Below are 26,182 nucleotides of genomic sequence, written 5' to 3'. Positions count from 1 at the left end.
TTAAGCCTTATGGCCGCCTACAAGTCTACCTCTATGCTTTGACGTTCCAGCGCTGGTGTAAGATACTGCTCGCAAGATGGCATCAGATCCGTATTTAGTACGTATTTGGTCCATAACATAGCCAAGCTTGCTTTTCTTTTCTCTGTCCAAATAAAACAAATCGAGCTGCATATTGTCGTCATCCTCAATTTTTGAAAGGGAAATTGAAATCTGTCTTACTGTTTTTCGAGTATAAAACTGATTAAACAATTCAAGGCACACTTTATAAATTTCCATTGTTATATTCGTTGGGGTATCAATCGTCCTTGAACGATAAAAACCACCACCTAATTCGTCTTTGCTATAGCCAACCCCTAAACTAATAGTTCTTACAACCTTACGAGCATGCCTTGCACGCCTAGCTACTTCCTCGCACATTTCTAAAATGACGTGCTCTACCTCTTCCGGATCCGGATAATCTCGCATGAGTATTTGACTTTTACCAAAGCTGATTTGTTCACGCTTAATAGGTGCGCTAATATCTGATAAGTCCACGCCCCATGCATGATAATAAAGTTGATTTCCCATCACCCCGAATTTTTTTTCAAGTAGGTTAAGGGGATAGCGAGCAAGGCGGCCGACGTTTGTGATTCCCATACGATTAAGTGTTTTTTCAGTTCGTCTACCGATTCCCCACATTTCACTAAGAGGGGATACTTTCCACAATTTACTCTGCACATCATCGTATGTCCACTCTGCAATACCTTTTTTCTTTGCTTCAAGGTCTAAGCATAACTTAGCCATCAACATATTAGGACCAATACCAACAGTACACGTAAGGCCGAACTGTTCTTTGATATCACTTTTGATTTTATGAGCGATTGTGAGCGCATCTCCCCACAATCTTTGTACGCCATCGACTCTTATAAAACTTTCGTCAACGCTGTAGACGTGAACGTCTTCTTTAGGGACATACTGGTTAAATAGTTTTGTGATTTCTGTTGAGATGTGTAAAAAAGTCTTCATTTTTGGATTTACAACATGGATTTTAGGGTCCTTTGGAATCTCATACAAACGTGATCCCGTTTTGATACCAAATTCCTTTTTTAATTTTGGGGAAGCTGCAAGCACCACACTACCTTGGCGGTCTGTGTCTCCAACAACCGCCAAATAGCACTCGAGCGGATCAAGACCCATCATAACCGCGGCACAACTTGCATAAAAGCTTTTCATATCCACGCATAATATTTTTTGGACAGGTAGCTGACTGTAATCAACCATTAGATTCATCTCCACAAAAGAATGTATGTTCTTATTTTATTCATATTATACGGGAATATACGTTCGAATGGTACTGGAAATATAAACATCTGTTTGTGTGCAAACATAAAAAAATGCCCTATAATTTCTTGGGCGATTGAAATAGATTATTTCCAATAAATCCGATTCTAACTCCTAACAATGGGCTTATCTGATTATAAATATCTCTAATCATAAGTCCTCCCTCCTACATATCGAAAAAATCATCAACCCGAACAAGGCGATATCTGTTTACAAAGGAAAATCCTTTAAATTAATTAACTAAAAAAGGTGTCATGAATAATGACCCCTTTTAGTTGATTAATTTACCTTAGTATCAGTGAAACCCTTACAGTTAATATTCCAATATCTATAAACAATAAAGAATATTGGATATGACGTTAACGAAGTTATGAAAAACGGTCATTTATAAAAATGTATGTATAATATCTAGACAATCAGTCACTACATCTTGTGGGGCCTGTCCCTTAATATTGAAGCACCTTGCACGCCAATCCAAGCTTTTTACTTGATCCGTTAAAATTACCCCTTCAATAGCCAAACCACTAGGTAAGGCTATTTCAAAGGGATAACCTTTCTGCTGTCGAGTGATAGGACACACGACTGCAAAACCTGTTACTTTATTAAATGTTTGGGGCGATAAAACAATAGCTGGTCTTGTTCCAGCTTGTTCATGTCCTGCTTGTGGGTTGAAATTCACATAAACAAGATCACCACGTTCAGGTATTGACATTACAATAATTCATTCCCTTCTATAGTCCCAAAGGTAACTTCAGAATGACGGTTCTCCGAAGTTACCTTTGCCAAAAGCTCATCTAGAGTTGGTTTCCTTTTTTTTGGTTTTAAAGTAAGGATTTGATTCCCAACGCTTAACTCAATTTCAGACCCTTGTTCAATCGAAATTTTCTCAGCAACATTGCTAGGGATACGGACTGCAAGGCTGTTACCCCATTTTTGAACTTTCGTCATCATATATATCAGTCCCTCTTGGTTTTGTTTATTTGTATCCATTATATCACCTCCATCCATATTTGTATATACACAGTATATACGTTAAAGCTGGAAATGATACTTAAATGAAAAAGTAAATTATTATTTGAAACTTTTTATCTGAATTAATAATAATTTGAATAAATGGACAAACATCCAGTTTATTAGAGCGGAGATTGTCTTTTATTAAAGTAACAAGACTAATATAAACATTAACGTTAATATTAATACTTGAAGATAACCATTTTTCTGTTTCATTGTCTTTGCCTTTGCCTATATTATTAGAATGTATGGAAAATAAAACTAAAACTTATATTGTAAAATTATTATGAATATTTTATAATGTTACTAAATTGATTTAGTAAACCGGTTTATATATAAAGAATCTTAATACTACATAAATCTTTGGAATTTAAAATTGCAATTGAGATGCAAAGTATCTTAGCGGAATTATTTTTAGTCTAAAAAGGAGTATAGTTATATTACCAATCTAAATTTTTAGGTTAATGAGTTTTTATAACCCCCTCTGTTAGGATAGATGTCGTAGGGAACTTTAGTGTATAGTTTAAATCATACACGGAGGTTGATCGACTTAAAAAGTAATAACGGTAAACGATATACAAAGGAAGAGAAAGCATCAATTGTTAAGAGAATGATGCCCCCCAATAATGAATCGGTAGGCCAATTAAGTGATGAGTTTGGCATTACTGAACCTACGCTGTACAAGTGGAGAAAGGAAGCTAGACTAGCTGGAAACCCCACACCTGGTGATGGAAAAAGTTCCGAACAATGGAGCAGCGAAGATAAGTTTCTAATTGTTATGGAAACATATTCAATGAATGGTGCGGAGCTGGCGGAGTATTGTCGTAAAAAAGGACTTTATAAAGAACAAATCGAAGCATGGCGGGATTCATGCCTAAATGCAAATGGCCGCGAATCTAGTCAATCAAAGCAGTTAAATCAAGAATTGAAAGAGGAGAAAAAGCGAGCAAAAACATTAGAAAAAGATTTGCGTAAAAAAGAGAAAGCATTGGCAGAAGCCGCGGCCTTATTACTATTAAGAAAAAAGGCCCAAGCGATCTGGGGGGACCAAGAGGACGAATGATCAGCCCGTCAGATCGCGCACTAGCAGTCGAACTTATCCAAGAAGCAAAACAAAATGGTGCGCGATTAGCCCTGGCGTGCAAAGAATTGAATATTAGCGTACGCACGTATGAACGCTGGATTTCAGAAGGTAGGATCAAGGAAGATCAACGCCCTATTGCATCACGCCCAGAGCCAAAAAATAAATTAACGAAGGAGGAAAAGCAAGAAATACTGGAGGTCGTTAAAAAAGAGGAATTTGTAGACTTACCGCCCACTCAAATTGTACCAAAATTAGCGGATCGACGTATTTACATTGCCTCCGAATCTAGCTTTTATAGAGTTCTTCGTGAGCACAAAATGCAGAACCATCGGGGAAGAAGCAAAAAGCCGGAACGAAGGTTACCAGATAGTCATTTAGCAATAGCTCCAAACCAAGTGTGGACCTGGGATATTACGTGGTTGAAAGGGCCGGTGAAAGGCAAGTATTACCGACTCTATCTAATTATCGATATTTTCAGTAGAAAAATAGTAGGTTGGGAGATTTGGGAAACTGAGGAAGCAAAATACGCTGAAGATTTAATGAAGAAGACGATCATTAGTGAAAAAATCCAAGGTAAACCACTCGTTTTACATTCCGATAATGGTAGCCCAATGAAGGCCGCAACATTTCAAGTATTACTTGAAAAATTAGGGATCCAAAGCTCTTATTCAAGACCAAGAGTAAGTAACGATAATCCCTATTCTGAAGCAATGTTCCGGACTCTCAAATATCGACCTGAATTCCCTCACAGAGGATTTGAAACACTAGAGGCTACACGAGAATGGGCGTTGAGATTTGTGAGTTGGTACAACTGCGTCCATCTACACAGTGGCATAAACTTTGTAACACCGGAACAATGCCACACAGGTGCCCACATTAAGATACTGAAGGGGCGCAAAGAGGTTTATGAACTAGCGAAACAAAGGCATCCAGAACGTTGGACACACTCAACAAGAGACTGGAGTGCACATGATTCAGTGGCTTTAAATCCAATGAAGGACAAGATAGAAAAGGATGGCACAAAATAGCCCAACTGCGACCGAGCTTGAACTACCCTTTCCCTTCTCATCAAAGAACAGAATTCATTCTGTTCTTTGATGAGAAGGCTACCAAGCGAAGCGCGGTAGTTACTCTAAAACTATTACACTAGAAAATAAAGAAAATGCGACAACTATCTTGACAAACACCGATAAGGTAATAGTAAGATATTTTATCTGTTATTAATCAAAATTATTATCTAACTAATTCTTTACATGATACTTAATATGAAGATGCCTTGTTAAGTAAATGTTTCCGTGACTTGTACCACTTATGCGAAAGTTGAGAGTCGCTATTCCAGTAGGGTAATAAAAGATTCTGCAAATGGTTAGAGGTTTCAGAGTGTCAATTTATAAGGTACCTTTGCAGGCTTGGATTCTTAGCGAAATAACTATCATGACAACTTCCCCATGTAAAGTGCAAGTCTATTCCAAACGTATCTTATGGTAGCTCTCATGATTACAGAGCTGTCACTTTCTCATGGATGTATGAAAATATAAATAAAAAGGATGTTATTTATGAATGATATTATTTCAATAGGAGACGCAATGATCACTTTTAATCCAACAATTAATGGACCTATGAGATATGTATCCTCATTTGAAAGAAGTGCAGGTAGTTCGGAATTAAATGTTTTAATCGGTTGTTCACGATTGGGATTAAAGGCGGGGTGGATTAGCAGGTTAGGAAAAGATGAATTCGGTAGATATATATATAATTTTGCCCGCGGAGAGGGTATTGATGTTGCTGAAGTACATTTAGTTAAAGGATATAATACTTCAATAAACTTCAGAGAAATATTGGGAGACGGTAGTGGAAGGACTTTTTATTATCGAGGTAATTCACCAACTAATGAAATTAGTTTAGAAAATATAAATGAAAATTTTATTAAAAATTCAAAGGTGTTACATATATCTGGTGTCTTCATTTCTTTAAATAAAAATAACGTTACATGTTTAATAGATAAAGAACTTGAACTTATTAACATTCTTAGTTGAGGATAATATGGAGCAAGGCGAATCACTCTCTTTAAAATTGTATAACGATTGAGAGATAGATAGAATATCAAAGAATTATAAGAGCAGGGTTATACATATTAGATCTACTTACATGTATAGCCCTGCTCTTTCAGATTTGCCCATTTTCTAAACTGTTTTTAATATATTCTAAGTCGATTTTTCCGTGTTTCTTCTATTATATATATCAGATTAACAGAGTCTTCTTCTTATTTGAAAAAACAGTGTTTTATTAAGTAGAAACAAGAAAAGGATTAGGGGAATTTTTATTTTGTCTTTTCTAATCTTTTTTGGTCTAGTCTCTCCTCGATACGATCCATAGCCTTTTGATCTTTTAATAATTCTTTTTTGTTTTCTTTAACCAAATCGGCAAATGAAATCTTTATAATTTTTCTCAAACCATTCACCTTCCTTTAATACTATTGTAATAGTAAAAAAGGAAAAAGAGGTGTTTTAATTATTACAAATTTCGGAAAATTATATTAAGCCACCTTAACATTCAACAATTTTCCTTTGGTAATTTCATGTCGAAAAAACCTCCTTAGCAAAAATTATTTATCCTAATTCTTGCCAGGAGGATTGATTTCAAACTAATTTACACAACTTTTTCCGCACTGTCCTTTTTTTATTCAAAAAGATCCTTTCTTTTTTTCTTTAACTTCTCAAATCTATCCTTTATCTGTTCTGATTCTTTTTGAATCTTCTTTTTCCTATCTTCAAATTTAATAGGCTTTGTTTTTGAACTCAATCTAATTATATTTCCCATGTGTCATATCATCTCCTACTTAGGGTTTGTGACAATTGCCTTTGAAACTAATAACTGTACCGAAAACACCAGAGCTGGGGAGCCTGGAAAAGAGAATAATTTCATCGAAGTACGATATTACAGTTTTATTCCAAAAAGGTTCAAAAACCTTTTATAACAGGAAGGACATAAGAACCAACGCCTGTATTTATGACCAACCTCCTTAACTTTGCAAACCTCGCATTTTTCCATCTATCCGTACCTCTATGTTCGAAATGTGACATAACTTAAACTTGTTTAGCAACATCATTTACTGCTTCATCTGCACATTTATCACAAATCAAATTCATTTTTATAATATTTATTGTTTTATATGATTTTATTGCTAAACTGAGGAGTGCTTTAACAACAATACCCTCAGAGAATGATAATAGTTGTAAGAATATATCGGCGTTAGATATGAAGGTTAATATTTTCTTGCTCATTCCTACAATTAAACAATTTTTAATAAAATTGTTCTAACCAATAATCTAGAGTCCAATCCCACTTGCTGCATTATCATCGAATAAATTGGCCTTCTTAATATATCGCTGCAATGAATCACTTCGCTTATGCCTGGTTTGCTTCATAATCTGATGCTCTGCTTTCCCAGCTTTCGCAGCTGTACTACAAAAACCACTCCTCAAGCTATGAGCTCCATATCGATCTGGATCCAATCCCACCTTTTCACAACAATCCCTAACAATCAACCTCACTGATTGAGGAGTCAACCTTCCAAGGATGTTCCCGTGCCGATCCATTCGACGAAACAATGGACCTTCCGAAATGCCAGATACCGCCAACCAATCTTCTAAACTACGAACGGGACATGTTAATGGATTGCTTCCGTATGGGAGGGCAACATCCTGTCCTTCTCCCTTTTGGTCCGTTTTACTTCGGTTTAAATGTAGAATTAATCCGTCGCGAGTGATGGAGATATCTTCGACATTTAACTGGACCAATTCGCTTCTTCGTAAAGCCCCGGCCCAGCCAATCACTAACATGGCGCGATTCCGTACACCGATTACTTTATTCTGAGGAATAGCTTGGACGACTTGCCGAAGTTCTTCAAGCCAAAGTGCGTCTTTTCCTTCCTCTTTAATCCCGATCTTTCGCTGGATTCCGTCCCACACTCCTTTTACTAGGGCTGTTTTTGAAGGACTTGGATAGCCTGCTGTTTCATGGCGTTGCGAGATGGCCGTCATTTTTCGTTTGATGGAGGAAGCTTTCAATGTTTTTCCTAAAAACGTGATGTAATAGACGAGCGTTTCCGGGTCAGCTGGCAACTTTTGCAATCCGTTCTTTTCACACCACTCGGAAAATTGGGTCCAATCGTTTCGATAGGCTCGTTTTGTATTTTCAGCTTTTGAATTGGCTAAGTGATTTTTTGCTTCTTTCTGCAGCTCTAAAATTTCTGTGGAAAGGGTATGCCCTTCCTGTTTTTTAAGTTCTAAATTCATGAATTTTCATCCTTTCCTCACAAATTTTGGCAATGAAGTCATACAAAGCTTCTCGACCCGTTTTTTTAATTCTTCAGATACACCATCTTCTTTATTGCTCATGTAGTACATCACCTTTTTAGCTCACTCATTTTTTAAATAATATGAAGTCCGATTTACTATTTCAATAAAACTCATTTCATCGACGTTTAATCCCTCATATTCCTTTTCAACTAAACCATTTTTATGAAGCTCTTTGGATACAATTTTTATCCAACTCTCATATAAATCAACTTGGCTCTTAGGATCTAAACTACGGAAATATTGCTCCAAACCATAACGACCATAAATATCCTCTATGATAGCTCTAACAATAGAAACAGGAATATCTTTACTCATTCCACTTTTCCTCCAGCTCGTTTTTTGTTGTTTTTGACTTTATCTAATAGATTTTTTATTTCTAGACTCTTCCATTTTTCCTACTTACTAACTATTGATAACGTGGTTTATCGATAGTTAGATTGCTAGTTTCATTGTACCTGTTAAATTAAAATTCCGGTAGTCTCTTTTGAGAATTTTCATTTATATCCAAAAAATAGTTTTGGTTTGTTGATGAAATGAAACGACCAAATCTATATTATACAAAAGGACTAGTAAAATTTATTTTGAGGTTCTCGTTTATTATGGAAAAAATAACAAGCTCAGTTTAAGTTAAGTATTTTTAAGGATAACTACGATTGATCAGGGATTTGGAAATAAATATGAAGAACAAGACAAAGACTTGGTCAGATAAAACCAAGCCTTTTTTACATTCATTCATTATTTTCATCACCCTGTTGATTTGAATCTTTTTCGGGTCCTTGATTTGATGCAAGCTCTAGGATTAGACCTCCTAAAGCCAATACAGCAGGAGCTAATACAATTTGAAATGCTTTCCCCCAAAAACGCGGATTTTTTAACATTTTCTAAATCCCCCTCATAAGTTATAATAAAGTTACAATTTGTTTTAATAATTATATAATAACACATTGTTATAAAAAAACAACAACAAGTTTTAATTTTCTTAAAACATAAGGAGAAGTAAAATGAATAATCCATATTCTTTGTTGCTAAAGGAGTATATTTCTCAATCTGGATTAAGTTTAACCGAAATAGAATATGAAATGAGGAAGAGAGGGTTAAGCAAGAATAAAGCATATTTAAGCAGTCTTCAAAATGGGAAAATGCCACCACCACCTTTAAATGTAACCCATGCTTTATGCGATATTACAGGTGGAGATCCTTTACGGTTATCCCTGACAGGGGTTCTAATGGAAATTTCTGAACAGGATTTCTTTTTAATAAATAAAGAAACGAATAAAGTTTCTACTGTGGATACGATTAAAGAAATTATTGTAACAACAATTGCGACATTAACGGATATTAATAAATATAAATTAAGTCGCCTATTTAGTGATTCATTTATTAAGAATGGCATAGAGTTAACTGAAGAAGACGTGTTAGAAACGTTTTTAACATATAATGCTGCAAAAGAAGTCCTATACCAGATTATGGAGGGTATTACTCTTAGTGAGATAATAAAAGAAGGTACAAAGTCATTGGAGGAAGCAGCGGAAAAAGTACAGCACACATCCAGGAACGTAGAAATTAAATTTGAAGAAAAAGGTCAAATTGTATCTGAAATTTTATTAGAAGCAAATTATTTAGAAGGTAAAGTAAGTGATGAGGAATTTGAATATATGTTACATTGTCTAGTGGTTTATCGTAAACTTAACTTAAAACCCATTAAATAGTTAATAGGAGAGCGGCGTCTTTATAGCCTGCTCTCCTATTATATTGTTAAGAAACTAAAACTCACCTACGAAGCATTTGAATAAATAGAGAATGCATTTTTGGATAAGCTTATTTTAGCTATCCCGTCAGGGAATGTATTTCGCAATAATTTATTGAGCCAGTTAAAGTATGGATATTTTCACAAACTTTAGTTTAAGCATTTTTAACAGTGCGTGGCTTGACATGGAGCCTCTACGGGCATGACTTCCCTGCGAAAGCGTGCGATAGACAAGGATTTCGCACCCTGACAATGGTATCATGCCCGCCACTCCATATAAAGCCAATCGGGGTGTGTTAAAATAAAAATTCACAATCTTTTGGGTGGCTCAATTTTATGTTGTCATTTGGCTCACTTTTCATGTGCTATTAACAAGGGAATTCTTCTTCTTTTGAACATATTAAATAACTTCTTCGGGGTTCTATTAGTTAGTTTGCTGGTACCTGTTTATATAGGATCAATGAAATATAAAAAATTACATCATATAATGTTGTTTAAAGGTTGTAAAAAGGAGGCCAAACTATGTCCCCTTTTACATTTCTTTTAAAACATCCGCAAAATCATAAGAAATAAACTCTCTATCTTCAGTTTTTATATAGCCCTCTTCTTCATGAGAATAATTGGATATTTCTACAGCACTAAAGTCTTTAAAAAATTGAGTGACATCCTCTAATACCTCGAGTTCTTCAGTAGAGAATATTGACAGATCTAAGTCTGAAGTTGGCTCTAAATATTCCCCCTCATAGTTTTCAAAAGGTTTTAATGCAACAATTTTGTTTTCTGTAAGAGCATCTAACATTAACCAGTGGTGATAAGGTACAGGTCCATAAGGTAAATGTTGATATACAGTGCCACTAATGGATAATCCGTATTCTTTATAACTTTTAAAGTCAGAATAAAAAAGTAATTTCATTAATTTAGTTTTTGATACTCTTGGTATGTTTTGGCTAAAGTATAGGACTACTTGTGAGAGTTTATTGAAATCGAAATTACCAAAACCACTATTTATATGGTCTTTAAATTTTTTGTATTTATTAGTAAGTACAATTATAGTATCTTTTTCAGAAATTTCATCTTCTATTTGTTGTAATCTTTCCTCCATTCTTTTTTTATCTAGCCGACCAAGTTGATCATGTTTTTTTTTAAACAATTCTTTAATATATTCAATATTATTCCTTACCATTATTAAAATTGAATGATGCGAAGGAGAGGGGATTGCACCAGTTTCGTATCTAGCCACGGTTGAAGGGCTCCAATCAAGTAGTAATGCCAATCCTCTTTGAGACAACCCATATTTATTTCTAATTGATTCTATTTCAGTTGAAGATAAGTAATTGTTTAGCATTCTGTATTTTTCAAACGCTTTATCAATATTTTTAGTGTCTAGATCTTCATCGAAAAGTATTTGATCGCATTCCACACAATATCTAACAAAGGCTTCAATTTCTATTTCTTCTCCTTTAACTGGATAGACCTCTTTAATTTCTCTAATTTTTGAGTTTTTTTCTTCTTTACAATTTGAGCAGTATTTTCTTTTCTCACTATTGGCGGGCTTATTAAAAATCCCCTTTTCAAAATTACTCATCAATTGCCTCACCTCTTAATCAGTATTTTTTATTTAATTTTACTTTTCATTTATTAAATTAATTTACTCTTTTTTAATTACTCTTCTTATTAACTAGAGGGCTGAACATAATAGGAATATTAACTAGGTAAAAGTATGATATTTATGTATCACCAGTTTCTATAAGGTAATGTAAACGGTCCGGTAGACTTTTTAAATGACAGGCACTTACATCCATGTAGGGGGTCAATCTTCAGTTTAATGTAGATTAATTCCCCCTCAAAAGGTTTTCCAAATTCCCATATGTCTGTGTCATCTCCATTATAATCAGGTGTTGGCCCTCGATCATAATGAATATACTTTAAATTTTTGATTTCCTGCTTTGCATGCGGAATGTTTAATCCAAGGTTAGTTATTCCATTAAACGTTCTTGGTTCAAAATGGAATTTATTTGGTTGAAACATTAGTTTTCGATATTCTTTTAGGAAAGCATTTATTTCTTTTGGTGTTGCATCGTGCAATGGATTCACCCCTCTTTATCTCTATCTGTACTTACAATATATTATATATCAACTCCTTATTTTTTGCTATCAATTGATATCATTTTTTCCGATTTTATTTATTTTATACATTGTTTAAAAAATGTTGCATAATTTGGTTCCTTTTTTTATGTTGTAGATAACACCAATGCCATTTTCCTATCTAAAATAATAATATATAAGTAGGATACAATTCATAAATAAGGGGAGAGTAAATATCCTATCAGTCAGAAGCTTAGCCTGAAAAACATATGATTTGAACAACTTGTTCGTCAAGGTTATGGTCAAGTGACCATTAAAGATGAGGATACACTTATACATAATTTTAGAAACCATTTAATTCGGTTTAACGAAAAGAAATTAGAATGTCGGCACTAACCAATGGAGAGTTTAGTCGTTTTTAAACGCAGATTACTGGGAAGAGTATTTTTGAAAAAGCAAAAATATTCCGTGACAAGAGGTTTTCCAGCATGATGATGGAAAGCAAATTTTTTTTAGAACTTTTTAACAACACGCGAATGGTGTAAAAATATCTTCCATGTACGAATCAAATAACAGTCGAAGAAAAACACAAAAACCGTTATGATGTGAGGATTTTAATTAACGGATTGCCTGTTGAGGTAGAATTAAAGCATCGCGGGTTGGATTTTAAGGAAGCTTTCAATCAGATTTATCGTTATCAGAAGCATTCTTTTCACGGTTTATATCGTTTCTTACAGTTCTTTATTGTCAGTCAGTAACGGGGTAGACACGAAATACTTTGCAAATTCTGATGGCAATATTTTATTTTGATATACATTTTATTGGTCAGATAAGGAAAGTAATCGGATTACGACATTAAGTGGGTTTAGGGGTAGATGAAAAATCAAGAATGATGGTTAGTACGAATTAGAATCGAAAGATACAGCCTATGAACAAATAAATATAAATCAACAAAAAATGACATGCAATAGCGTCATTTTTTATTGGTTTATATTTATTTTCAACATTTCTATTATTTGCAAAGACAAAATAACGGGAAATAAAATTTCCAAAATAATAAGGTAACATTTCGGGAGAATTTTGACGTGTTTTTTCTATATATTTACTTTACAGTTATGTTCCTTAATGGTATTTATCTCCAAAAATATTTATTCTACTTCTGGAATTTATTTTCGAATTTAAAGGCCGATCTGTATAACTGCATTATCACTAAATTGTTTGGTTGGTCTTACGTATTTTTGTAAAGTTGCCACATTTTTATGCCTTGTTTGTCGTTGAATCTGTCTTTCTGGAATCCCTTTTAGTGCACTGGTTGTCACAAAACCAGCCCTTGGGCTATGTCCAGAATATAAGTTAGGATCCAACCCAATCTCCCTGCAATATTTCTTCACAAAAGAAGCTATTGTTTTTTCATTGGGGTGCGCCAATTGACTACGAGGGTCAAAGGAAGGGAAGATGTACCCTTCCGTAATCTGCGCAACATTTAGCCATGATTCCAATGTTCGGATTGGACAGGTGTTTGGGTTACTTCCATAAGGTAAACTAACTTCTTGCCCTTCCGCAAGGGTATCCGTTTTACTTCTATTAATATGAATAATGATACCTTCGCGCGTTCGCTCTAAATCTTCAACTCGAATGGTAGCAAGTTCCGAGCGTCTGAGTGCTCCGACAAAACATCAAAAGAATAGTCCAATCCCTCAGGCCTGTTTTGGTGATTGGAACTACATCTGAGATCTTATACAGATCTTCTAATAGTAAAGGATTCTTTCGAGTCTGTTCCGTACCTAATTCCTTTTGGATTCCTCGAAACGATTTTCGAACGATCTCGTGTTCAAGAGGGCTAGGGAGTCCAACTGTTTTATATGCTTGTGAAATGGCCGTCAATTTCTTTTTGATTGTTGCTGACTGGTTGTATTCGGATAAAACGGTTATGTATCGAACCATGGTCTCTGGTGATGCCGGAGGTTCAGAAATCTGATGATCTTGACACCACGTTTCAAATTCATGCCACACCCGCTGGTAAACTTTGATCTTTTTTTCGGAAAGTGAGTTTTCCATAAACCTGTTTTGCTTTCTCATCAATTGTTTGAAGAAAAATTGGTAATTTAGATTCATCTTGTGTTTTGAGGGTTACAGACAATAAATAAACACTCCCTTCTACACTTCTTTTTTTACCCGGGAAGAATTGGTTCTCGGGTAAAAAATCAAATTGTGGATTTTCCCTATTAAACGTTTTGTGAAAATATGGATAAAGAATGGCTTCACAGGAACATCCTTGTCCTTTTTGGCTTTATAATAGATAAATTCAAAAAATAAAATATCCTGTTGTTGTGGATTTATGTGATTCACAATTAATTAGTTATTATCTTTCTATACATACAACTTATATCTTTCACCATTTATAATTTGACTACCCACATATACTATTTCATTATCTAGACCGTAAACAACACCTTGAACTAAAAGCAATGGGCTATTTCTTTTCACATTTAGGTGTGATGCTTCAAGCGCAGATGCTCTACAAATTTCGATAGTCCGTCTTGACCTTACTATTTGCGTTCCACATTTTTCTTTAAGTATATTAAATACTGAATTATTGTCTAAATCTTCTTCCAATAAAAAAGAATATTTTAATGGGAAATGGTTATTTTCAATAACCATTGGGACTTTATCTACTAAACGAAGTCGAGAAATGTATACAGTTTTAGAATCTAGTGAGAGTTCCATTTGATCTAATATATCTTTACTAGGAACTACTAATTCTGACATTAAAACCTTAGCTCCGGGAACTGCTCCAATCATTTTACAGGATTCAGAAAAACTTATTACTTGATTCAAATCTTTATAATATTTTCTAGATGCAACAAAAGTCCCTTTACCTTGTCTTTTCTCTAATAATCCTTTTATGCTTAATTCATCAGTAGCTTTACGAACAGTAATTACACTCACATTGTATTTTTTTGCCATTTCCACTTCGGGTAAAAGCTTCTCTCCTGGTTTATATTTCCCTTCTGCTATATCATTTTCTAATTTTTCCTTCAGTTGTTCATATAAAGGTTTTATTGCTTTTCCATCTAACATAATGAATGCCTCATTTCCTTTAAACAAACCTTTTTCATACTTTGTTTTCCTGGTTTTTTATGTTTTTGTTCTCGTATGAAGTTAGCTACCTAGGTACATTTTACCGTTAAATATATTTTTACATTCTTTATAAACTTTACCTTTCAATTATGGTACATAAATGTATTTCATTATTATATTACGATAATTGTATGAATAATAGATATAAAAAACACCTATTATTTTATTTACCTCCCAATCCACTAAGTGAGATTCCTTGGACAATATAACGTTGAGCCAAAATAAAAATTAATATACCTGGGATGGTTGTTATTGTCGCAGCCGCCATTAATAGATTCCATTCTGTACCAAATTGTCCTTTAAACATTTGTAAACCAAGTGGAAGAGTCCACATGTTTTGATCGTCTATGATAATCAATGGCCATAGTATATTATTCCAATAAGATAAAAACGTAAATACTGTAAGGGCTGCTATTGCTGGCTTAAGTAACGGCAAATGAATTCTCCAATAGACACTAAAATGACTACACCCATCAATAATAGCTGCCTCATCTAGTTCACGTGGTATTGTTCCATAAAACTGCTTAATTAAAAATGCGCCAAATGCTGTGAATGCCCATGGTAGTATTAAAGCCCAATATGAATTTGTCCATCCCAATTTATTCATTATTAAAAACATGGGTATTACTACCACTTGTTGAGGTATCATCAAAGTGCACAAATATAAAGCAAATAGTTTTTCTCGTCCCGGAAAACGTAGACGAGCAAAGGCGTAGGCAGCAAGAGTGGAAGTAATTAAGACTATAAAAGTCCCTGTTAACGAAACAAAAAAACTATTAAACATAAACCTCCCGAATGGAAAGAAGCTCCATGCTCGTGCATAATTACCCCACTCAATAGAAGACCCAAAAATTGATAATTCCATCACTTCTTGATCGGGTTTAAGAGATGTAAGAACCATCCATATAATGGGAATAATCATTAAGAATGTAAAAAAAGATAATAAAGTATAATTCAAAAGATTAAACCCAATTTTTGATTTATTCATAATGTACCCACCTTTTTTGGAATTTCAATTGCAAGATAGTAATAATAAGAATAAATATAAACATTACTACTGCAATAGATGACCCATAACCCATTTTGAACCACATAAATGCGTTATTATAGACATAAAGTCCTAATATTTCCGTTGATTGACCAGGACCGCCATTTGTCAAGGCGAAAACTAAATCAAAAGTTTGGAATGTATTTATTAGTGTCATTACACCTGCAAAAAATATTGCCGGAGTTAATAGAGGAAGTGTGACATGTTTAAATTTTGCAATAAAACCGGCTCCATCTAATGAAGCTGCTTCGTATAAAGATGGTGGAATCCCTTTAATAGCAGCCATAAATATCAACATATTATAACCTACATATTGCCATAACGTTGCAATTATAAGTGCTAGCATTGCAAATTTGATATCCCCTAGCCAGTTCGGTCCTTGGATACCAATCCATTCCAAAAATATATTAAATAATCCATTATTTTTGTCGTAAATCCACTGCCATATAAGGGCAATAGCTACAGGTGGAATCAAAACCGGGAAAAACATTAATGCTCGAAAGACAACTAATCCCTTAACCTGTTGAGTCAACCAAACTGCTAATCCGATTGCAAAAATAATATTTAAAATTAGATAAACTGAAACATAATAAAAAGTATTTATCACTACTTTTATGAAACTCGGGTCGTTAGTAAAAAGTTGAATAAAATTATCCAAGCCTACAAAACTAGGTTTATCCAATAATGACCAATTAAAAAAACTTAAAAGTAGTGTTGCTATTATGGGGATAAAGGTAAAAGCCATAAAACCCATAATACTAGGTAATAAGAAAGGGACTGCAGCTAGGATGTTATTTTTTTTTAGAACTCTGATAGTTTTGTCTATTATAGTATTACTTTTTGTTTCGTTAACTGTTGAATGGTATTCTTCTTTGAGCACGATACTCACCCCCTATTAAGTTAAAGAGGGAGGAAACCCTCCCTCTAAGTGTTTTATAAATTTTCTAGTTGTTGTTGTAAGTCTTTAAGACCTTCCTCAACAGATATTTGACCATTGAATATTGGTACTAGCCCTCTGAGAATTAAATCATATCCTTGTTGCCATGTTGGAGTAGTTAAGTATCCCTTTGCGTTGGAACTTGCATAGGTTAAAACATCTTTAAAACTTTCTGGAACAGTTTCATAATATATGTCATGTCCTGATTTTCTCGCTGGAAATGCCCTTCCTAATTCCGCTAATTCAATTAAGCTATCCTCACTAGTAAGAACAGTAAGAGCTTTAAAAGCCTCTTCAGGAAATTTAGTTCCTTTGGAAATACTGAACCCTGACCCAACAATAGCTGTAACTGATCCATCCTTACCTTCTGGTATTGGTACTATATCAAAATCAAAATTAGCGTTGTTACTCAGACCCCCCATGGCCCATGGTCCATTTACAAACATTCCTATATTTCCTCTTAACCACTGTTCTTGATCCCATAAAGGATTATCTGTAGCTACTAAAGGGGGGGCATATCCATCAACTACAATATCAGATAGTCTTTGAATAATTTCTACAAACTTCGGATTCGTTAAATCATAATTACCATTTTCATCCAAATGACTACCACCATTAGAGAAAATAAACGGTATAAAATGGTCAATATATGAAGATACTACAAAACCCTTATCTTGATTCTGACTCAATTTACGTGCTGTTTCTACAAACTCTTCCCATGACCATCCAGCTTCAGGATAGGGAATTTGATACTTGTCAAAAAGGTCTTTATTATAATAAACCACAAACGGTCCAAAATCATAAGGTAAACCTACTTGTTGTTCTTTATACTTAAAACTATTTAGAATGTGCTCATTGAAATCTTCAATTTTTATATTTGGATCATTTTTAATAAAATCATCTAATGGTAAAAACGAGGATGCGAATCCTTGAGCTCTTGAATAATGAACAGAAATTATATCAGCCTCCTTATTACTGGCAAAGTTTGTAGGTAATTTAGTCCAATAATCTGCCCACCCCACAGTTTGAACTTTAACTTCAATGTTTGGATATTCCTCCGTTACCTTATTCGCTAGATTTTCCCAAGCCTGTTTTTCTTCAGGAGTATTAGCCCACATTGACCAACTTAATTGTACCTTTTGTTTATCCTGTTCTGAATCATCTTTCTTAGGATTAGAAGTAGATTCAGTGGAACTACATCCAATCAGTAGCATTACTAAAGCAATGCATATTAATGAACAAATACGTTTCATTATATCACTCCTGTTTAATTTATATATAACAGTTTATAGGATCCTATAAATAGTCTCGTAACTGCACTTTTTATTTACTAATTGTTCATAGGTACCCCATTATTTTGTTAATGTTCTCCACATCTTCTAAACTAAGAACACCATTAATAACGCCTTCCATCCTCGACTCACTCCACCCAACAACACTGAGTAAACTCTTGAATCTTTTGATTTGCTCAGGATAAGGAATAGGATTATCTGGATCACCAAAAGCACTTGAAAGTTTTTTTGTAAAATGAGTCTGGTTGTTTAATGTTATATCCACTTCGCATGCGGAATACTTAGAAGTGTCTTCATCCCATTCTTTAACATGAATAATTTGAATTTTTTTAATTAGTTCTCGTACTCTTTCCATCTTCATATATTCCATTGCCTTAACTGGGTCGTACAGATCCCACATCCCTTCTTTTCCATATAATAATGCAACTGCAATATTATATTGAGCAGAAAATCGTGCACCCATAATACCTTTCTCACCAGACCAAGGGCAATTGTCATCAATGATATATGCCCCCGTTGCAAAAAGCCGTGAAGTGATTTTCTCAATTTTATCAACGTCGAATTTTTCTCTGAAGTCTAAAACTGCATCAATGCTAGAATGCATAACACGACATGCAGGATATAATTTTTGTCCGGTCTTCATAATATGCCATATATTCTTAAATCCCTTTGTTAGTTCTTCAGGATACGCACGCTCTCCATAGAGATGTAAAAAGCCACAAGGATTCTCTAATTCATCCGTAGACGCTGTAAAACCTTCTTCTGCTAACAAAGCCCCTAGGATGCCAGACTTTGAAGAAAATCCGGAGTTATAATCCTTTGTCATAACTCTTTCCGTTAGATGCGCTTTATTTCCAGCAACCATAACAGCCGCCATACCAAGTGCATGTGTTGTCTTGAGAGGGTCAAGTTTTAGAAGACGAGCAGCTACGGCTGCTGCCCCAAATGTCATAATTGTTCCACTTGGATTAAATCCACGAACATAATGGTCTGGCTGAACAGCTAATCCAATTCGTAAAGCAACTTCATACCCGGCTATTGCAGCAGTAAGCAATTCTTTACCACTTGCGTTTGTTTTTTCTGCCATAGCAAGAGCTGATGACCAGATACATACACCTGCATGAGTAACACTTCCCCAATGGATATCGTCCATATCAATTAAATGACCGACCGCCCCGTTATATAACGCTGCCCACTGTGCACCAACTTTTATATCCATCCCTATAAGGCTTGATTCGGCTGGACCTGTAACTTTATTAACAAATCTATAAAGTATCTTAGCCATCTCTTCCTGATTACCTGGTACCATAGCTCCAAGATAATCTAATAGTAAATATTTTGCTTTTGTTATAACTTCTTCTGGAATATCTTCATATTTTAATGTCGATGCAAATGTTGCTAATTCAAAAGTTGATGTGTTATTAAGTTTCGTTTCGGTTTCCATAAATCTACACCCCTCATTTTGATTTTAAAAGATAACAATTGAACTTACTTAGAACAAAAAAGTCCTTGCGAATTACCTATTTAAAGATATCCCTGATCTTCTTTGTTTTGCTTCCTCATCTTCTACATCGGATGATCAACAATCGTTTTAACAATAATTACACCACATTCCTCTTGCCCTTTCGGTTGATACATTTTCTTTTTGTGTAACCTTTAGTACCACTACCAATCAAACGGATAAATACTTATCAATTCAAATCTATTAAAGCTGACTCCAGATATTTTTTAAATTGTGTATTTGTATAAACTCACCAAAAGATTAATTTTATTTAATACTCCACTTTCCACATATATCTCCGCATATCCATTGAATGATTCCTTATTTCTGCCATACGAGAAACAATATTACGTTCTATTGGAATCATTATTACAGAATTAAAGAACTCTACTACCCTGTCATCAATAATGTTTACTCCAAGTTCTTTGGCATCAATAACAGTAACTCTGTCAGCATATTTGTTTAAGAATGTTAATGCCCTTTCATCTAATTGGCGTGTACTACCCTCACTTACAAATAGAATTATTGGAAGGTTTTTATCAGTAGTTTCGAATGGTCCGTGGAAGTATTCACCAGAATGCATTGGAATTGCATGCTTCCATTGCATTTCCATAAGGTGGCAATAACTCATAGTATATGCAGTGCTGTACATAGGTCCACTTGCCATTACATAGAAAGTCTCATCATCCTTGTATTCCTTTGCAAAATCATTTGCAATTCTTTCAATATATTTCTTTCCATTTGCAACAATTTGATCAATCTTTGTGAATGAATCAATTGCAGCCTCATATTTTGGGTAGTTTTCAAATTGGTGTAAAATTTCAAATCCAATTCTTAAGGCATTAGACTGGTTACTTTGGCTATAGATTTGTTCATCACCATTTGAATAAACAACTACATATTCCCCATTCTTAGCCATTTCAGTATCAGGAAAACCTGTCATTGCAATGGTGATAGCTCCTTTTTCCCTAGATAGCTTAACTGCTTCCACTGTCTCTGCAGTTGCATTAAGAGAGCAAAGTACAACAATACATCTTTTATCTAACATGGCCGGCGTAGCATTTAAAAACTCGCTACTGTTATAAATAGAAGAACCAAATGTTGTTGCTTCCTTATTTAGGAGATAGTGGCCACAAAATATGGCAGCTTGGGAACCTCCACATGCCACAAAATAAACGTGCTTCAAACCTCCAACATGATCAATTTTTCCTTTTGCGTCTCTTATAATGTCTTTAACTTGCATTTTTCTCCTCCACGTTCTTTTTCAATAAGATTTATTTTTGAATTACTATTTCACGATTTGGTAGTTCTCTTTGACTCTCTTAACATTCACACCATAAAGTTCTAATGCTTTACCTTCACTTACCTTATTTTCAATTACATCGACCAATACTTGATTTGGATTCCTTTTCCTAGGATCTCCATAACCACCCGCACCAGGTGTATGTATCTCTATAATATCTCCCGCTCGAAGATTAACTTCGGTACATTTTGACGAAAGGGTTTGCGTGCTACCATCCTTTCGATACAGATAGTACTGTCCACCCGCACCCTCTTTCCCCTCATTGAGACCCCATGGCTGGAACTTTTGTCTATCACCTAAACCTGTAAAAGATACATTATCAAAACGAGCTTCAAATGTTCTGCATATTCCTTGTCCACCCCTATGTTCACCCGCACCACCACTATCAGTAATAAGTGAGTACTCACGAACAAGAACAAGAGGAAATTCCATTTCTAGTGCTTCAATTGGCAAATTCGATGTATTTGTCAAATGAACTTGCACTCCATTAAGCCCATCACCATGCATACTTGCACCTGATCCACCTGCAATTGTTTCCAGGTATACATAAAAATCTTCCTTGTCAGTTGGACTATTTCCACTAAAAACTGCAGTTGTACAAGAGCTATTACACCCTGCAATCGCACGCTCAGGTACGACAGGTGCCATTGCACCAAATATAACATCTGCTACACGCATGCAAGTATCAATTCGTGCTCCAACAGGAGCAGGATTCTGCGAATTTACAATCAGTCCTGGTTCAGCAATGATGTTAAATACACGGTATATTCCAGCGTTAGACGGAATCTCTGGATCAACAAGTGCCTTTATCGCATAGAACACGGTTGCTAATAGACCATTATAGGTAACATTAATTGGACCCTCTACTTGTTGATGCGTTCCTGTGAAGTCAAGATCCATCTTTTTTCCCCGAATACTGATTTTTACTGAAATCTGAATTGGGTTAGGGCTCGCAACACCTGCATCATCCATGTAATCTGTAAATTCATAATCCCCGTCTGGAAGTTTGGCGATTCCCGCTCTTAATCTTCTTTCCGCATAATCTTGCAGCTCGTACATACTATCTACTAACAAATCTCCATATATCGCATACGCTTCTAGTAAACGCTTCATACCCACACGATTTGAGGCGATTTGTGCATTTAAATCTCCGTAACGCTCACCTGGAAGACGACTATTTGCTAAAACAAAATCGATAATTTCTTCATTTACTTTCCCACCTTGGCAAAGTCTTGTGAGTGGAATTTTAAGACCTTCTTGAAAAATACTTACTGCATCCCCGGAAGTCGACCCAGGCACTTTTCCGCCTACATCGCTATGGTGTGCCAGATTTGCAACCCATCCAATCAATTTCCCATGGGAGAAGACTGGTGCAACGATTGTAATATCTGGCAAATGAGTTCCCCCCCCATTATACGGATCGTTTCCTATAAACATATCTCCTTGTTTAATCGTGTCAACAGGGTACTTTCGATATACCTCTTTAATAATGCTTAACAATGATCCTAAATGCATAGGCACGTGTTCAGCTTGCGCTACCATATTGCCATCCGGGTCAAACACCGCTGTAGAAATATCTCTTCTTTCTTTGATGTTTGTAGAATATGCGCTTCTTATAAGTGCAACTCCCATCTCTTCTGCAATTGAAAGCAACAAGTTACCTACGATTTCTAATGTAACGGCATCTACATTACGACTCAAATATTTCCCCTCCTATATAACTAGCCCTTATATTTTTAAACCCGTCTGTATAAGCAACCCATTTCGGGGGAATAATTGTGGTCGAATCCATTTCTTCTATGATGGCTGGACCTTTAATTGTGCAGCCGGATTTAATTTCATTTCGATTAAATACGTAAGTTGATTTAAATATCTCATGGCCTTCAAACATGACTTCCCGTTTTTGAATAGGCATCGGGGCTGGTGCATCAGGGATAATTTCATCCTCTTTTAAATCAGGCTTTTCAATGATCCCAATAGCGCTTACCCGATAATTCACCATTTGAATCTTCATGTTATAGTTACTGTATCCATACAATTTATTGTGTTGTTCATGGAAATCATAAATTAATTGATTCATTTCAGCTTCTGTAAAATTTGTACCAATCTCTATAGGTATTTCGTAATTTTGTCTATCATATCTGCATTCAATTGTGCAAGTAAAGCGTCGGTCTGTTCGGTCTACCCCCTCCTTCTCAAGCATTGTATTTCCTTCTACTATCATTTTTCCAATGATGTCCCTAACTGTTTCAATGTTCTCCGAATTTGCAATTAGAACCCTTGAAAGGCTAACATCAAATTTCGTATCTGCCATAAGGAGCCCCAAGGAGCAAAGTGTCCCTGGTGAAGGAGGGACAAGTACATTTTTAATTCCCATCTTCTCAGCAACTTCACATGCGTGTAGAGGACCTGCTCCGCCAAATGCCATAAGTGTAAACTCTCTAGGGTCATATCCCTTTTCCACAGAAACAAGTCGAATCGCCCTAATCATATTCGAGTTAACAACGGAAATGATTCCAGCGGCAGCACTGGCAAGGTCTAAAGTTGACTGGTTACAAATATTCACTTCAATTGCCTTCTTGGCGAGACTAATATCTATTTCCATTCGTCCACCTAAGATTTTTTCTTGATTTAGTTTTCCTAAAACAACATTTGCATCCGTAACTGTAGGTAATGTCCCCCCACGCATATAACAAGCAGGTCCTGGTGTTGCACCAGCACTTTGGGGACCAACCTTCAGAACTCCACCTTCATCGATTCTTCCAATAGACCCGCCACCTGCACCTAAGGTAGCAATATCAATCATTGGAATTCTCGCAGGATATCCTTCTATCAATCTTTCATTTGAAATCTGAGTCTTTCCATCTTCTATTAGACTTACATCGATACTAGTACCACCCATATCGAAAGTAATAATCTTACTTATATCGCTTTGCTTAGCAATATAGCTTGCCCCTATTACACCCGCACTTGGCCCTGAGACGGCAGTTTTTATTGGAGACTCAATTGTTTCATGTATTGATATAATGGAACCATTGGATTGAGTAACATATGGTGCAGTTTCAATTCCAGAGTCTGCGATGGAATTCTCAAATTTATTAATATATTTTTTCATAACAGGACCTAAATATGTATTAAGGACAGTTGTACTCATTCGTGAATACTCTCTTATCTCCGGAACAAGTTCCGAGGAGGTTGTAATATAAACTTCGGGAAATTCTTCTAAGATGATGTCTTTGATGCGTTGTTCATGTGAAGGATTAATGAAAGAAAACAATGTACATACAGCAATTGCGTGTACATTCTGCTGCTGCAAGTATCTTACGGCACGTCGTACTTCTCCATCATTTAATGCGATATCGATTGAACCATCGTATAATATTCGTTCTTCTACTTCGCACTTTAAACCTGGAGGTATTAAGCTTTCTGGTTTTTCTTTAAGAAGATTATACAGGGATGGTCTCTTTTGCCAACCTATCTCCATTAAATCCTTAAAACCCTTTGTTGTGATTAGGCCAATTCTGGCTCCTTTTTTCTCAATTAGAGCATTCGTAGCGACGGTCGTACCATGCGCTAAATAACTAACTTTCTCTGGTTGAATTCTATTCACTTCTAACAAATATAAGATACCGCTTACAATTGCTTCGGATGGGTCATCCGGCGTTGAACTGTGCTTAAAGTGTTGTAGTTTTCCAACCTGTTTATCAAATATTGAAAAATCCGTAAACGTTCCACCAACGTCTACACCAATCATGTAACTCATTAATATCACCGTCTCATATATTAAATTTTTTTACCTTTGAACTACTATATTTTTAATTGGTTTCTTAATGGTTTTGGTACATCTACCCCAAATCCAAAGGCGCCTTCAACCAAGCAATTTTTTGCAGCGAATTTTGCAGCTTTATCCAAAGAATTTTGATAAATGGTTTCTCTCTTTACTTTATCATCTATCAAAACATCATTCGTCTTCTTATAATCGAAATAATTAACTAAGAAACTAGCTATAAAGGAATCTCCCGCACCAAGAGTATCTACAGCTTCCACTTTTCTTGCTTCTTGGAATATAGGGGATTCCCCATCAAAAAGCCATGCTCCTTTATCTCCCATAGTTGCAATGACAATTTTACAGCCTAAGTTATGTACTTTCTTACATACCTCTATAACAGCTTCATTCGTCATTGAGCTACATGAAAGAAAACCAAAATCTATAAAAGGACACAGTTGTTCAGTGATATGCCAGTTATCCCAGAAATTTGAAAAATCATATGAAAGGGGGATACCAAGCTCCTTGATAATAGGTAGTCTATCATTAAAATAACTATTATTACTTGTGTGAATCAAATCAAATCTTCTTAAATAATCATCATCGATTTTAGTTAGATTGATTGGAAATTCCTTTGCTACTCCCCCACGGTTACTTCTTACAAAAACCCGATCGCCATTTACGATTTTCACTAAGGCATACCCATTCTCGCCCTCATGCTGCTGGCAATAAGTATGGTCAACCGAAAGAGTTTTCAATGTATGTAAAATATGTGCTGCTATGCCATCATTACCAAATACACCGACATAACCAGAATCTACACCAAGCTGCTTTGCATACACTGCAACATTTAATGCTTGGCCACCCGGATACATTTGGTTAGAACTCATATAAATGTCACATACGTTGTCTCCCATTCCGAGCACTCTAATAATAAGAATCTCTCCAATCCTATTAAGTTATGAATGGTTATATATACTTATAAGCCATTATATATACTTATATCCTTTAATATATTCTAAAATATCAGAAATAAATAGTCAATACTAAATTATTTGAAACTTCTAATATATTAATATATTAGGTGTCACAATTCTCTTTATTAAGTAGGACCCTAAACATGTTATACAAGGGTAGTTGCCATGATTCGATTCAGATGGATATGACCTATCCAAGCGAACCAGTTTAATGGGTGAACGTTAAGTGTAGGGGGTCACGGAATTCTTCGTCGTTTAGAAATAGGTAGGCAATGGGAAACTGTTGTTGGTGCAATAATTGCTGGTGCATGAGCTACCGGTATATTAAAATCACTGAAAAAATCATTGAAAGCAGAATTGAAGTGGGACGAAGAAAAAGCGAAAAAGATAATAGAAAGTGCATGATAAGCTTATAGAAGATCAAAAAGGGTTGTGAGTTGCTTCCATTTAACCTGCATTCCCGGAATTTATAACGATGGAGGTTCAACCCCAAGGGCTTGGTAGATTTCAATCTGTTTCTTTGTCATCTCGCCAAGGATGCGACCGTGTTCAGGCGCTTCAAACCGTTCAATCATGTCAAGTTCATCCAATAGTCCCTGTAGCGTCCAC

24 protein-coding genes and 1 pseudogene are annotated in these 26,182 nt (G+C 35.3%); 4 read left to right on the top strand and 21 right to left on the bottom strand.

The window, feature by feature from the left end; genetic code table 11:
- The 3 genes from LKW28_RS18710 to LKW28_RS18700 form a co-directional block, all read right to left on the bottom strand.
- On the bottom strand, positions 1-1,260 hold the full coding sequence (locus LKW28_RS18710; RefSeq protein ID WP_229141962.1) for a DNA polymerase thumb domain-containing protein: 1,260 nt from the start codon (positions 1,258-1,260) through the stop codon (positions 1-3).
- A gap of 445 nt (positions 1,261-1,705) precedes the next feature.
- Positions 1,706-2,032 (bottom strand): type II toxin-antitoxin system PemK/MazF family toxin, encoded by a 327-nt coding sequence (locus LKW28_RS18705; protein WP_229141961.1) that lies wholly within the window; start codon positions 2,030-2,032, stop codon positions 1,706-1,708.
- Positions 2,032-2,310, bottom strand: coding sequence for an AbrB/MazE/SpoVT family DNA-binding domain-containing protein (locus LKW28_RS18700; RefSeq protein WP_229141960.1), 279 nt, complete (start codon positions 2,308-2,310; stop codon positions 2,032-2,034). Before LKW28_RS18700 ends, LKW28_RS18705 begins: the two co-directional genes overlap by 1 nt.
- Positions 2,311-2,941: 631 nt before the next feature.
- On the opposite strand from LKW28_RS18700, the pseudogene LKW28_RS18695 reads away from it, so the two are divergent.
- Together LKW28_RS18695 and LKW28_RS18690 are read left to right on the top strand one after the other, a co-directional pair.
- A pseudogene (locus tag LKW28_RS18695) lies at positions 2,942-4,443 on the top strand (IS3 family transposase).
- A gap of 528 nt (positions 4,444-4,971) precedes the next feature.
- Complete coding sequence (locus LKW28_RS18690; RefSeq protein ID WP_229141959.1) at positions 4,972-5,451, top strand: PfkB family carbohydrate kinase; 480 nt, start codon at positions 4,972-4,974, stop codon at positions 5,449-5,451.
- A gap of 284 nt (positions 5,452-5,735) precedes the next feature.
- Here the strand turns inward: LKW28_RS18690 and LKW28_RS18685 are convergent, their stop codons facing one another.
- From LKW28_RS18685 to LKW28_RS18665, 5 genes are all read right to left on the bottom strand, one after another.
- A complete protein-coding gene (locus tag LKW28_RS18685) occupies positions 5,736-5,876 on the bottom strand; it encodes an FbpB family small basic protein (protein WP_324255048.1) in 141 nt (46 codons plus the stop codon).
- Positions 5,877-6,094: 218 nt separating this feature from the next.
- Entirely contained in the window at positions 6,095-6,235 is a 141-nt protein-coding gene (locus LKW28_RS18680; RefSeq protein ID WP_229141957.1) for a hypothetical protein, read from the bottom strand.
- A 509-nt stretch (positions 6,236-6,744) separates the two neighbouring features.
- Positions 6,745-7,713 carry a site-specific integrase gene (locus LKW28_RS18675; RefSeq protein WP_229141956.1) on the bottom strand — a complete coding sequence of 323 codons (969 nt, stop codon included), beginning with the start codon at positions 7,711-7,713 and terminating at the stop codon, positions 6,745-6,747.
- 123 nt (positions 7,714-7,836) lie between these two features.
- Positions 7,837-8,091 carry a hypothetical protein gene (locus LKW28_RS18670; protein WP_229141955.1) on the bottom strand — a complete coding sequence of 85 codons (255 nt, stop codon included), beginning with the start codon at positions 8,089-8,091 and terminating at the stop codon, positions 7,837-7,839.
- A gap of 413 nt (positions 8,092-8,504) precedes the next feature.
- Positions 8,505-8,654 carry a hypothetical protein gene (locus tag LKW28_RS18665; RefSeq protein WP_229141954.1) on the bottom strand — a complete coding sequence of 50 codons (150 nt, stop codon included), beginning with the start codon at positions 8,652-8,654 and terminating at the stop codon, positions 8,505-8,507.
- Positions 8,655-8,777: 123 nt separating this feature from the next.
- Between LKW28_RS18665 and LKW28_RS18660 the strand changes: the two genes are divergently transcribed.
- On the top strand, positions 8,778-9,485 hold the full coding sequence (locus tag LKW28_RS18660) for a hypothetical protein (RefSeq protein WP_229141953.1): 708 nt from the start codon (positions 8,778-8,780) through the stop codon (positions 9,483-9,485).
- A 570-nt stretch (positions 9,486-10,055) separates the two neighbouring features.
- Here LKW28_RS18660 and LKW28_RS18655 read toward each other — a convergent pair.
- Positions 10,056-11,108, bottom strand: a complete 1,053-nt coding sequence (locus LKW28_RS18655; protein WP_229141952.1) for a type II TA system antitoxin MqsA family protein — start codon at positions 11,106-11,108, stop codon at positions 10,056-10,058.
- A gap of 149 nt (positions 11,109-11,257) precedes the next feature.
- Entirely contained in the window at positions 11,258-11,608 is a 351-nt protein-coding gene (locus LKW28_RS18650) for a hypothetical protein (protein ID WP_229141951.1), read from the bottom strand.
- A gap of 605 nt (positions 11,609-12,213) precedes the next feature.
- Between LKW28_RS18650 and LKW28_RS23280 the strand changes: the two genes are divergently transcribed.
- A complete protein-coding gene (locus LKW28_RS23280) occupies positions 12,214-12,366 on the top strand; it encodes a type I restriction endonuclease (protein WP_420708909.1) in 153 nt (50 codons plus the stop codon).
- Between the two features lie 420 nt (positions 12,367-12,786).
- Here LKW28_RS23280 and LKW28_RS18645 read toward each other — a convergent pair whose 3' ends face one another.
- From LKW28_RS18645 to LKW28_RS23180, 11 genes are all read right to left on the bottom strand, one after another.
- Entirely contained in the window at positions 12,787-13,245 is a 459-nt protein-coding gene (locus tag LKW28_RS18645) for a site-specific integrase (RefSeq protein ID WP_229141992.1), read from the bottom strand.
- Entirely contained in the window at positions 13,235-13,666 is a 432-nt protein-coding gene (locus tag LKW28_RS18640; RefSeq protein ID WP_229141950.1) for a hypothetical protein, read from the bottom strand. Before LKW28_RS18640 ends, LKW28_RS18645 begins: the two co-directional genes overlap by 11 nt.
- Before the next feature lie 312 nt (positions 13,667-13,978).
- Positions 13,979-14,689, bottom strand: a complete 711-nt coding sequence (locus LKW28_RS18635) for a GntR family transcriptional regulator (RefSeq protein ID WP_229141949.1) — start codon at positions 14,687-14,689, stop codon at positions 13,979-13,981.
- A gap of 223 nt (positions 14,690-14,912) precedes the next feature.
- Positions 14,913-15,737: a carbohydrate ABC transporter permease gene (locus tag LKW28_RS18630; protein ID WP_229141948.1), complete on the bottom strand. Its 825-nt coding sequence runs from the start codon at positions 15,735-15,737 to the stop codon at positions 14,913-14,915.
- Positions 15,730-16,677, bottom strand: coding sequence for a carbohydrate ABC transporter permease (locus tag LKW28_RS18625; protein WP_229141947.1), 948 nt, complete (start codon positions 16,675-16,677; stop codon positions 15,730-15,732). Before LKW28_RS18625 ends, LKW28_RS18630 begins: the two co-directional genes overlap by 8 nt.
- Positions 16,678-16,730: 53 nt before the next feature.
- The gene (locus LKW28_RS18620) at positions 16,731-17,987 is read right to left on the bottom strand and encodes an ABC transporter substrate-binding protein (protein WP_229141946.1); all 1,257 of its coding nucleotides are present in this window, start codon (positions 17,985-17,987) and stop codon (positions 16,731-16,733) included.
- A gap of 85 nt (positions 17,988-18,072) precedes the next feature.
- Positions 18,073-19,470, bottom strand: a complete 1,398-nt coding sequence (locus LKW28_RS18615; protein ID WP_229141945.1) for an MmgE/PrpD family protein — start codon at positions 19,468-19,470, stop codon at positions 18,073-18,075.
- 328 nt (positions 19,471-19,798) lie between these two features.
- Positions 19,799-20,770: an SIS domain-containing protein gene (locus LKW28_RS18610; RefSeq protein WP_229141944.1), complete on the bottom strand. Its 972-nt coding sequence runs from the start codon at positions 20,768-20,770 to the stop codon at positions 19,799-19,801.
- Between the two features lie 45 nt (positions 20,771-20,815).
- Positions 20,816-22,531, bottom strand: a complete 1,716-nt coding sequence (locus tag LKW28_RS18605; protein ID WP_229141943.1) for a hydantoinase B/oxoprolinase family protein — start codon at positions 22,529-22,531, stop codon at positions 20,816-20,818.
- Complete coding sequence (locus LKW28_RS18600) at positions 22,521-24,593, bottom strand: hydantoinase/oxoprolinase family protein (RefSeq protein WP_229141942.1); 2,073 nt, start codon at positions 24,591-24,593, stop codon at positions 22,521-22,523. Before LKW28_RS18600 ends, LKW28_RS18605 begins: the two co-directional genes overlap by 11 nt.
- A 44-nt stretch (positions 24,594-24,637) precedes the next feature.
- Positions 24,638-25,513, bottom strand: a complete 876-nt coding sequence (locus LKW28_RS23180; RefSeq protein ID WP_420708907.1) for a PfkB family carbohydrate kinase — start codon at positions 25,511-25,513, stop codon at positions 24,638-24,640.
- Positions 25,514-26,182: the final 669 nt, after the last annotated feature.

Source organism: Bacillus sp. REN16 (assembly GCF_020731355.1).
GTDB lineage: Bacteria > Bacillota > Bacilli > Bacillales > Bacillaceae_L > Ferdinandcohnia.
This window is presented reverse-complemented; position numbering and strand designations above follow the sequence as displayed.

Coding starts and splice junctions, on each gene's coding strand:
- LKW28_RS18710 (WP_229141962.1), bottom strand. CDS start 1,260: ATGGTTGATTACAGTCAGCTACCTGTCCAAAAAATATTATGCGTGGAT.
- LKW28_RS18705 (WP_229141961.1), bottom strand. CDS start 2,032: ATGTCAATACCTGAACGTGGTGATCTTGTTTATGTGAATTTCAACCCA.
- LKW28_RS18700 (WP_229141960.1), bottom strand. CDS start 2,310: ATGGATACAAATAAACAAAACCAAGAGGGACTGATATATATGATGACG.
- LKW28_RS18690 (WP_229141959.1), top strand. CDS start 4,972: ATGAATGATATTATTTCAATAGGAGACGCAATGATCACTTTTAATCCA.
- LKW28_RS18680 (WP_229141957.1), bottom strand. CDS start 6,235: ATGGGAAATATAATTAGATTGAGTTCAAAAACAAAGCCTATTAAATTT.
- LKW28_RS18675 (WP_229141956.1), bottom strand. CDS start 7,713: ATGAATTTAGAACTTAAAAAACAGGAAGGGCATACCCTTTCCACAGAA.
- LKW28_RS18670 (WP_229141955.1), bottom strand. CDS start 8,091: ATGAGTAAAGATATTCCTGTTTCTATTGTTAGAGCTATCATAGAGGAT.
- LKW28_RS18665 (WP_229141954.1), bottom strand. CDS start 8,654: ATGTTAAAAAATCCGCGTTTTTGGGGGAAAGCATTTCAAATTGTATTA.
- LKW28_RS18660 (WP_229141953.1), top strand. CDS start 8,778: ATGAATAATCCATATTCTTTGTTGCTAAAGGAGTATATTTCTCAATCT.
- LKW28_RS18655 (WP_229141952.1), bottom strand. CDS start 11,108: ATGAGTAATTTTGAAAAGGGGATTTTTAATAAGCCCGCCAATAGTGAG.
- LKW28_RS18640 (WP_229141950.1), bottom strand. CDS start 13,666: ATGGAAAACTCACTTTCCGAAAAAAAGATCAAAGTTTACCAGCGGGTG.
- LKW28_RS18635 (WP_229141949.1), bottom strand. CDS start 14,689: ATGTTAGATGGAAAAGCAATAAAACCTTTATATGAACAACTGAAGGAA.
- LKW28_RS18630 (WP_229141948.1), bottom strand. CDS start 15,737: ATGAATAAATCAAAAATTGGGTTTAATCTTTTGAATTATACTTTATTA.
- LKW28_RS18620 (WP_229141946.1), bottom strand. CDS start 17,987: ATGAAACGTATTTGTTCATTAATATGCATTGCTTTAGTAATGCTACTG.
- LKW28_RS18615 (WP_229141945.1), bottom strand. CDS start 19,470: ATGGAAACCGAAACGAAACTTAATAACACATCAACTTTTGAATTAGCA.
- LKW28_RS18610 (WP_229141944.1), bottom strand. CDS start 20,770: ATGCAAGTTAAAGACATTATAAGAGACGCAAAAGGAAAAATTGATCAT.
- LKW28_RS18600 (WP_229141942.1), bottom strand. CDS start 24,593: ATGAGTTACATGATTGGTGTAGACGTTGGTGGAACGTTTACGGATTTT.
- LKW28_RS23180 (WP_420708907.1), bottom strand. CDS start 25,513: ATGGGAGACAACGTATGTGACATTTATATGAGTTCTAACCAAATGTAT.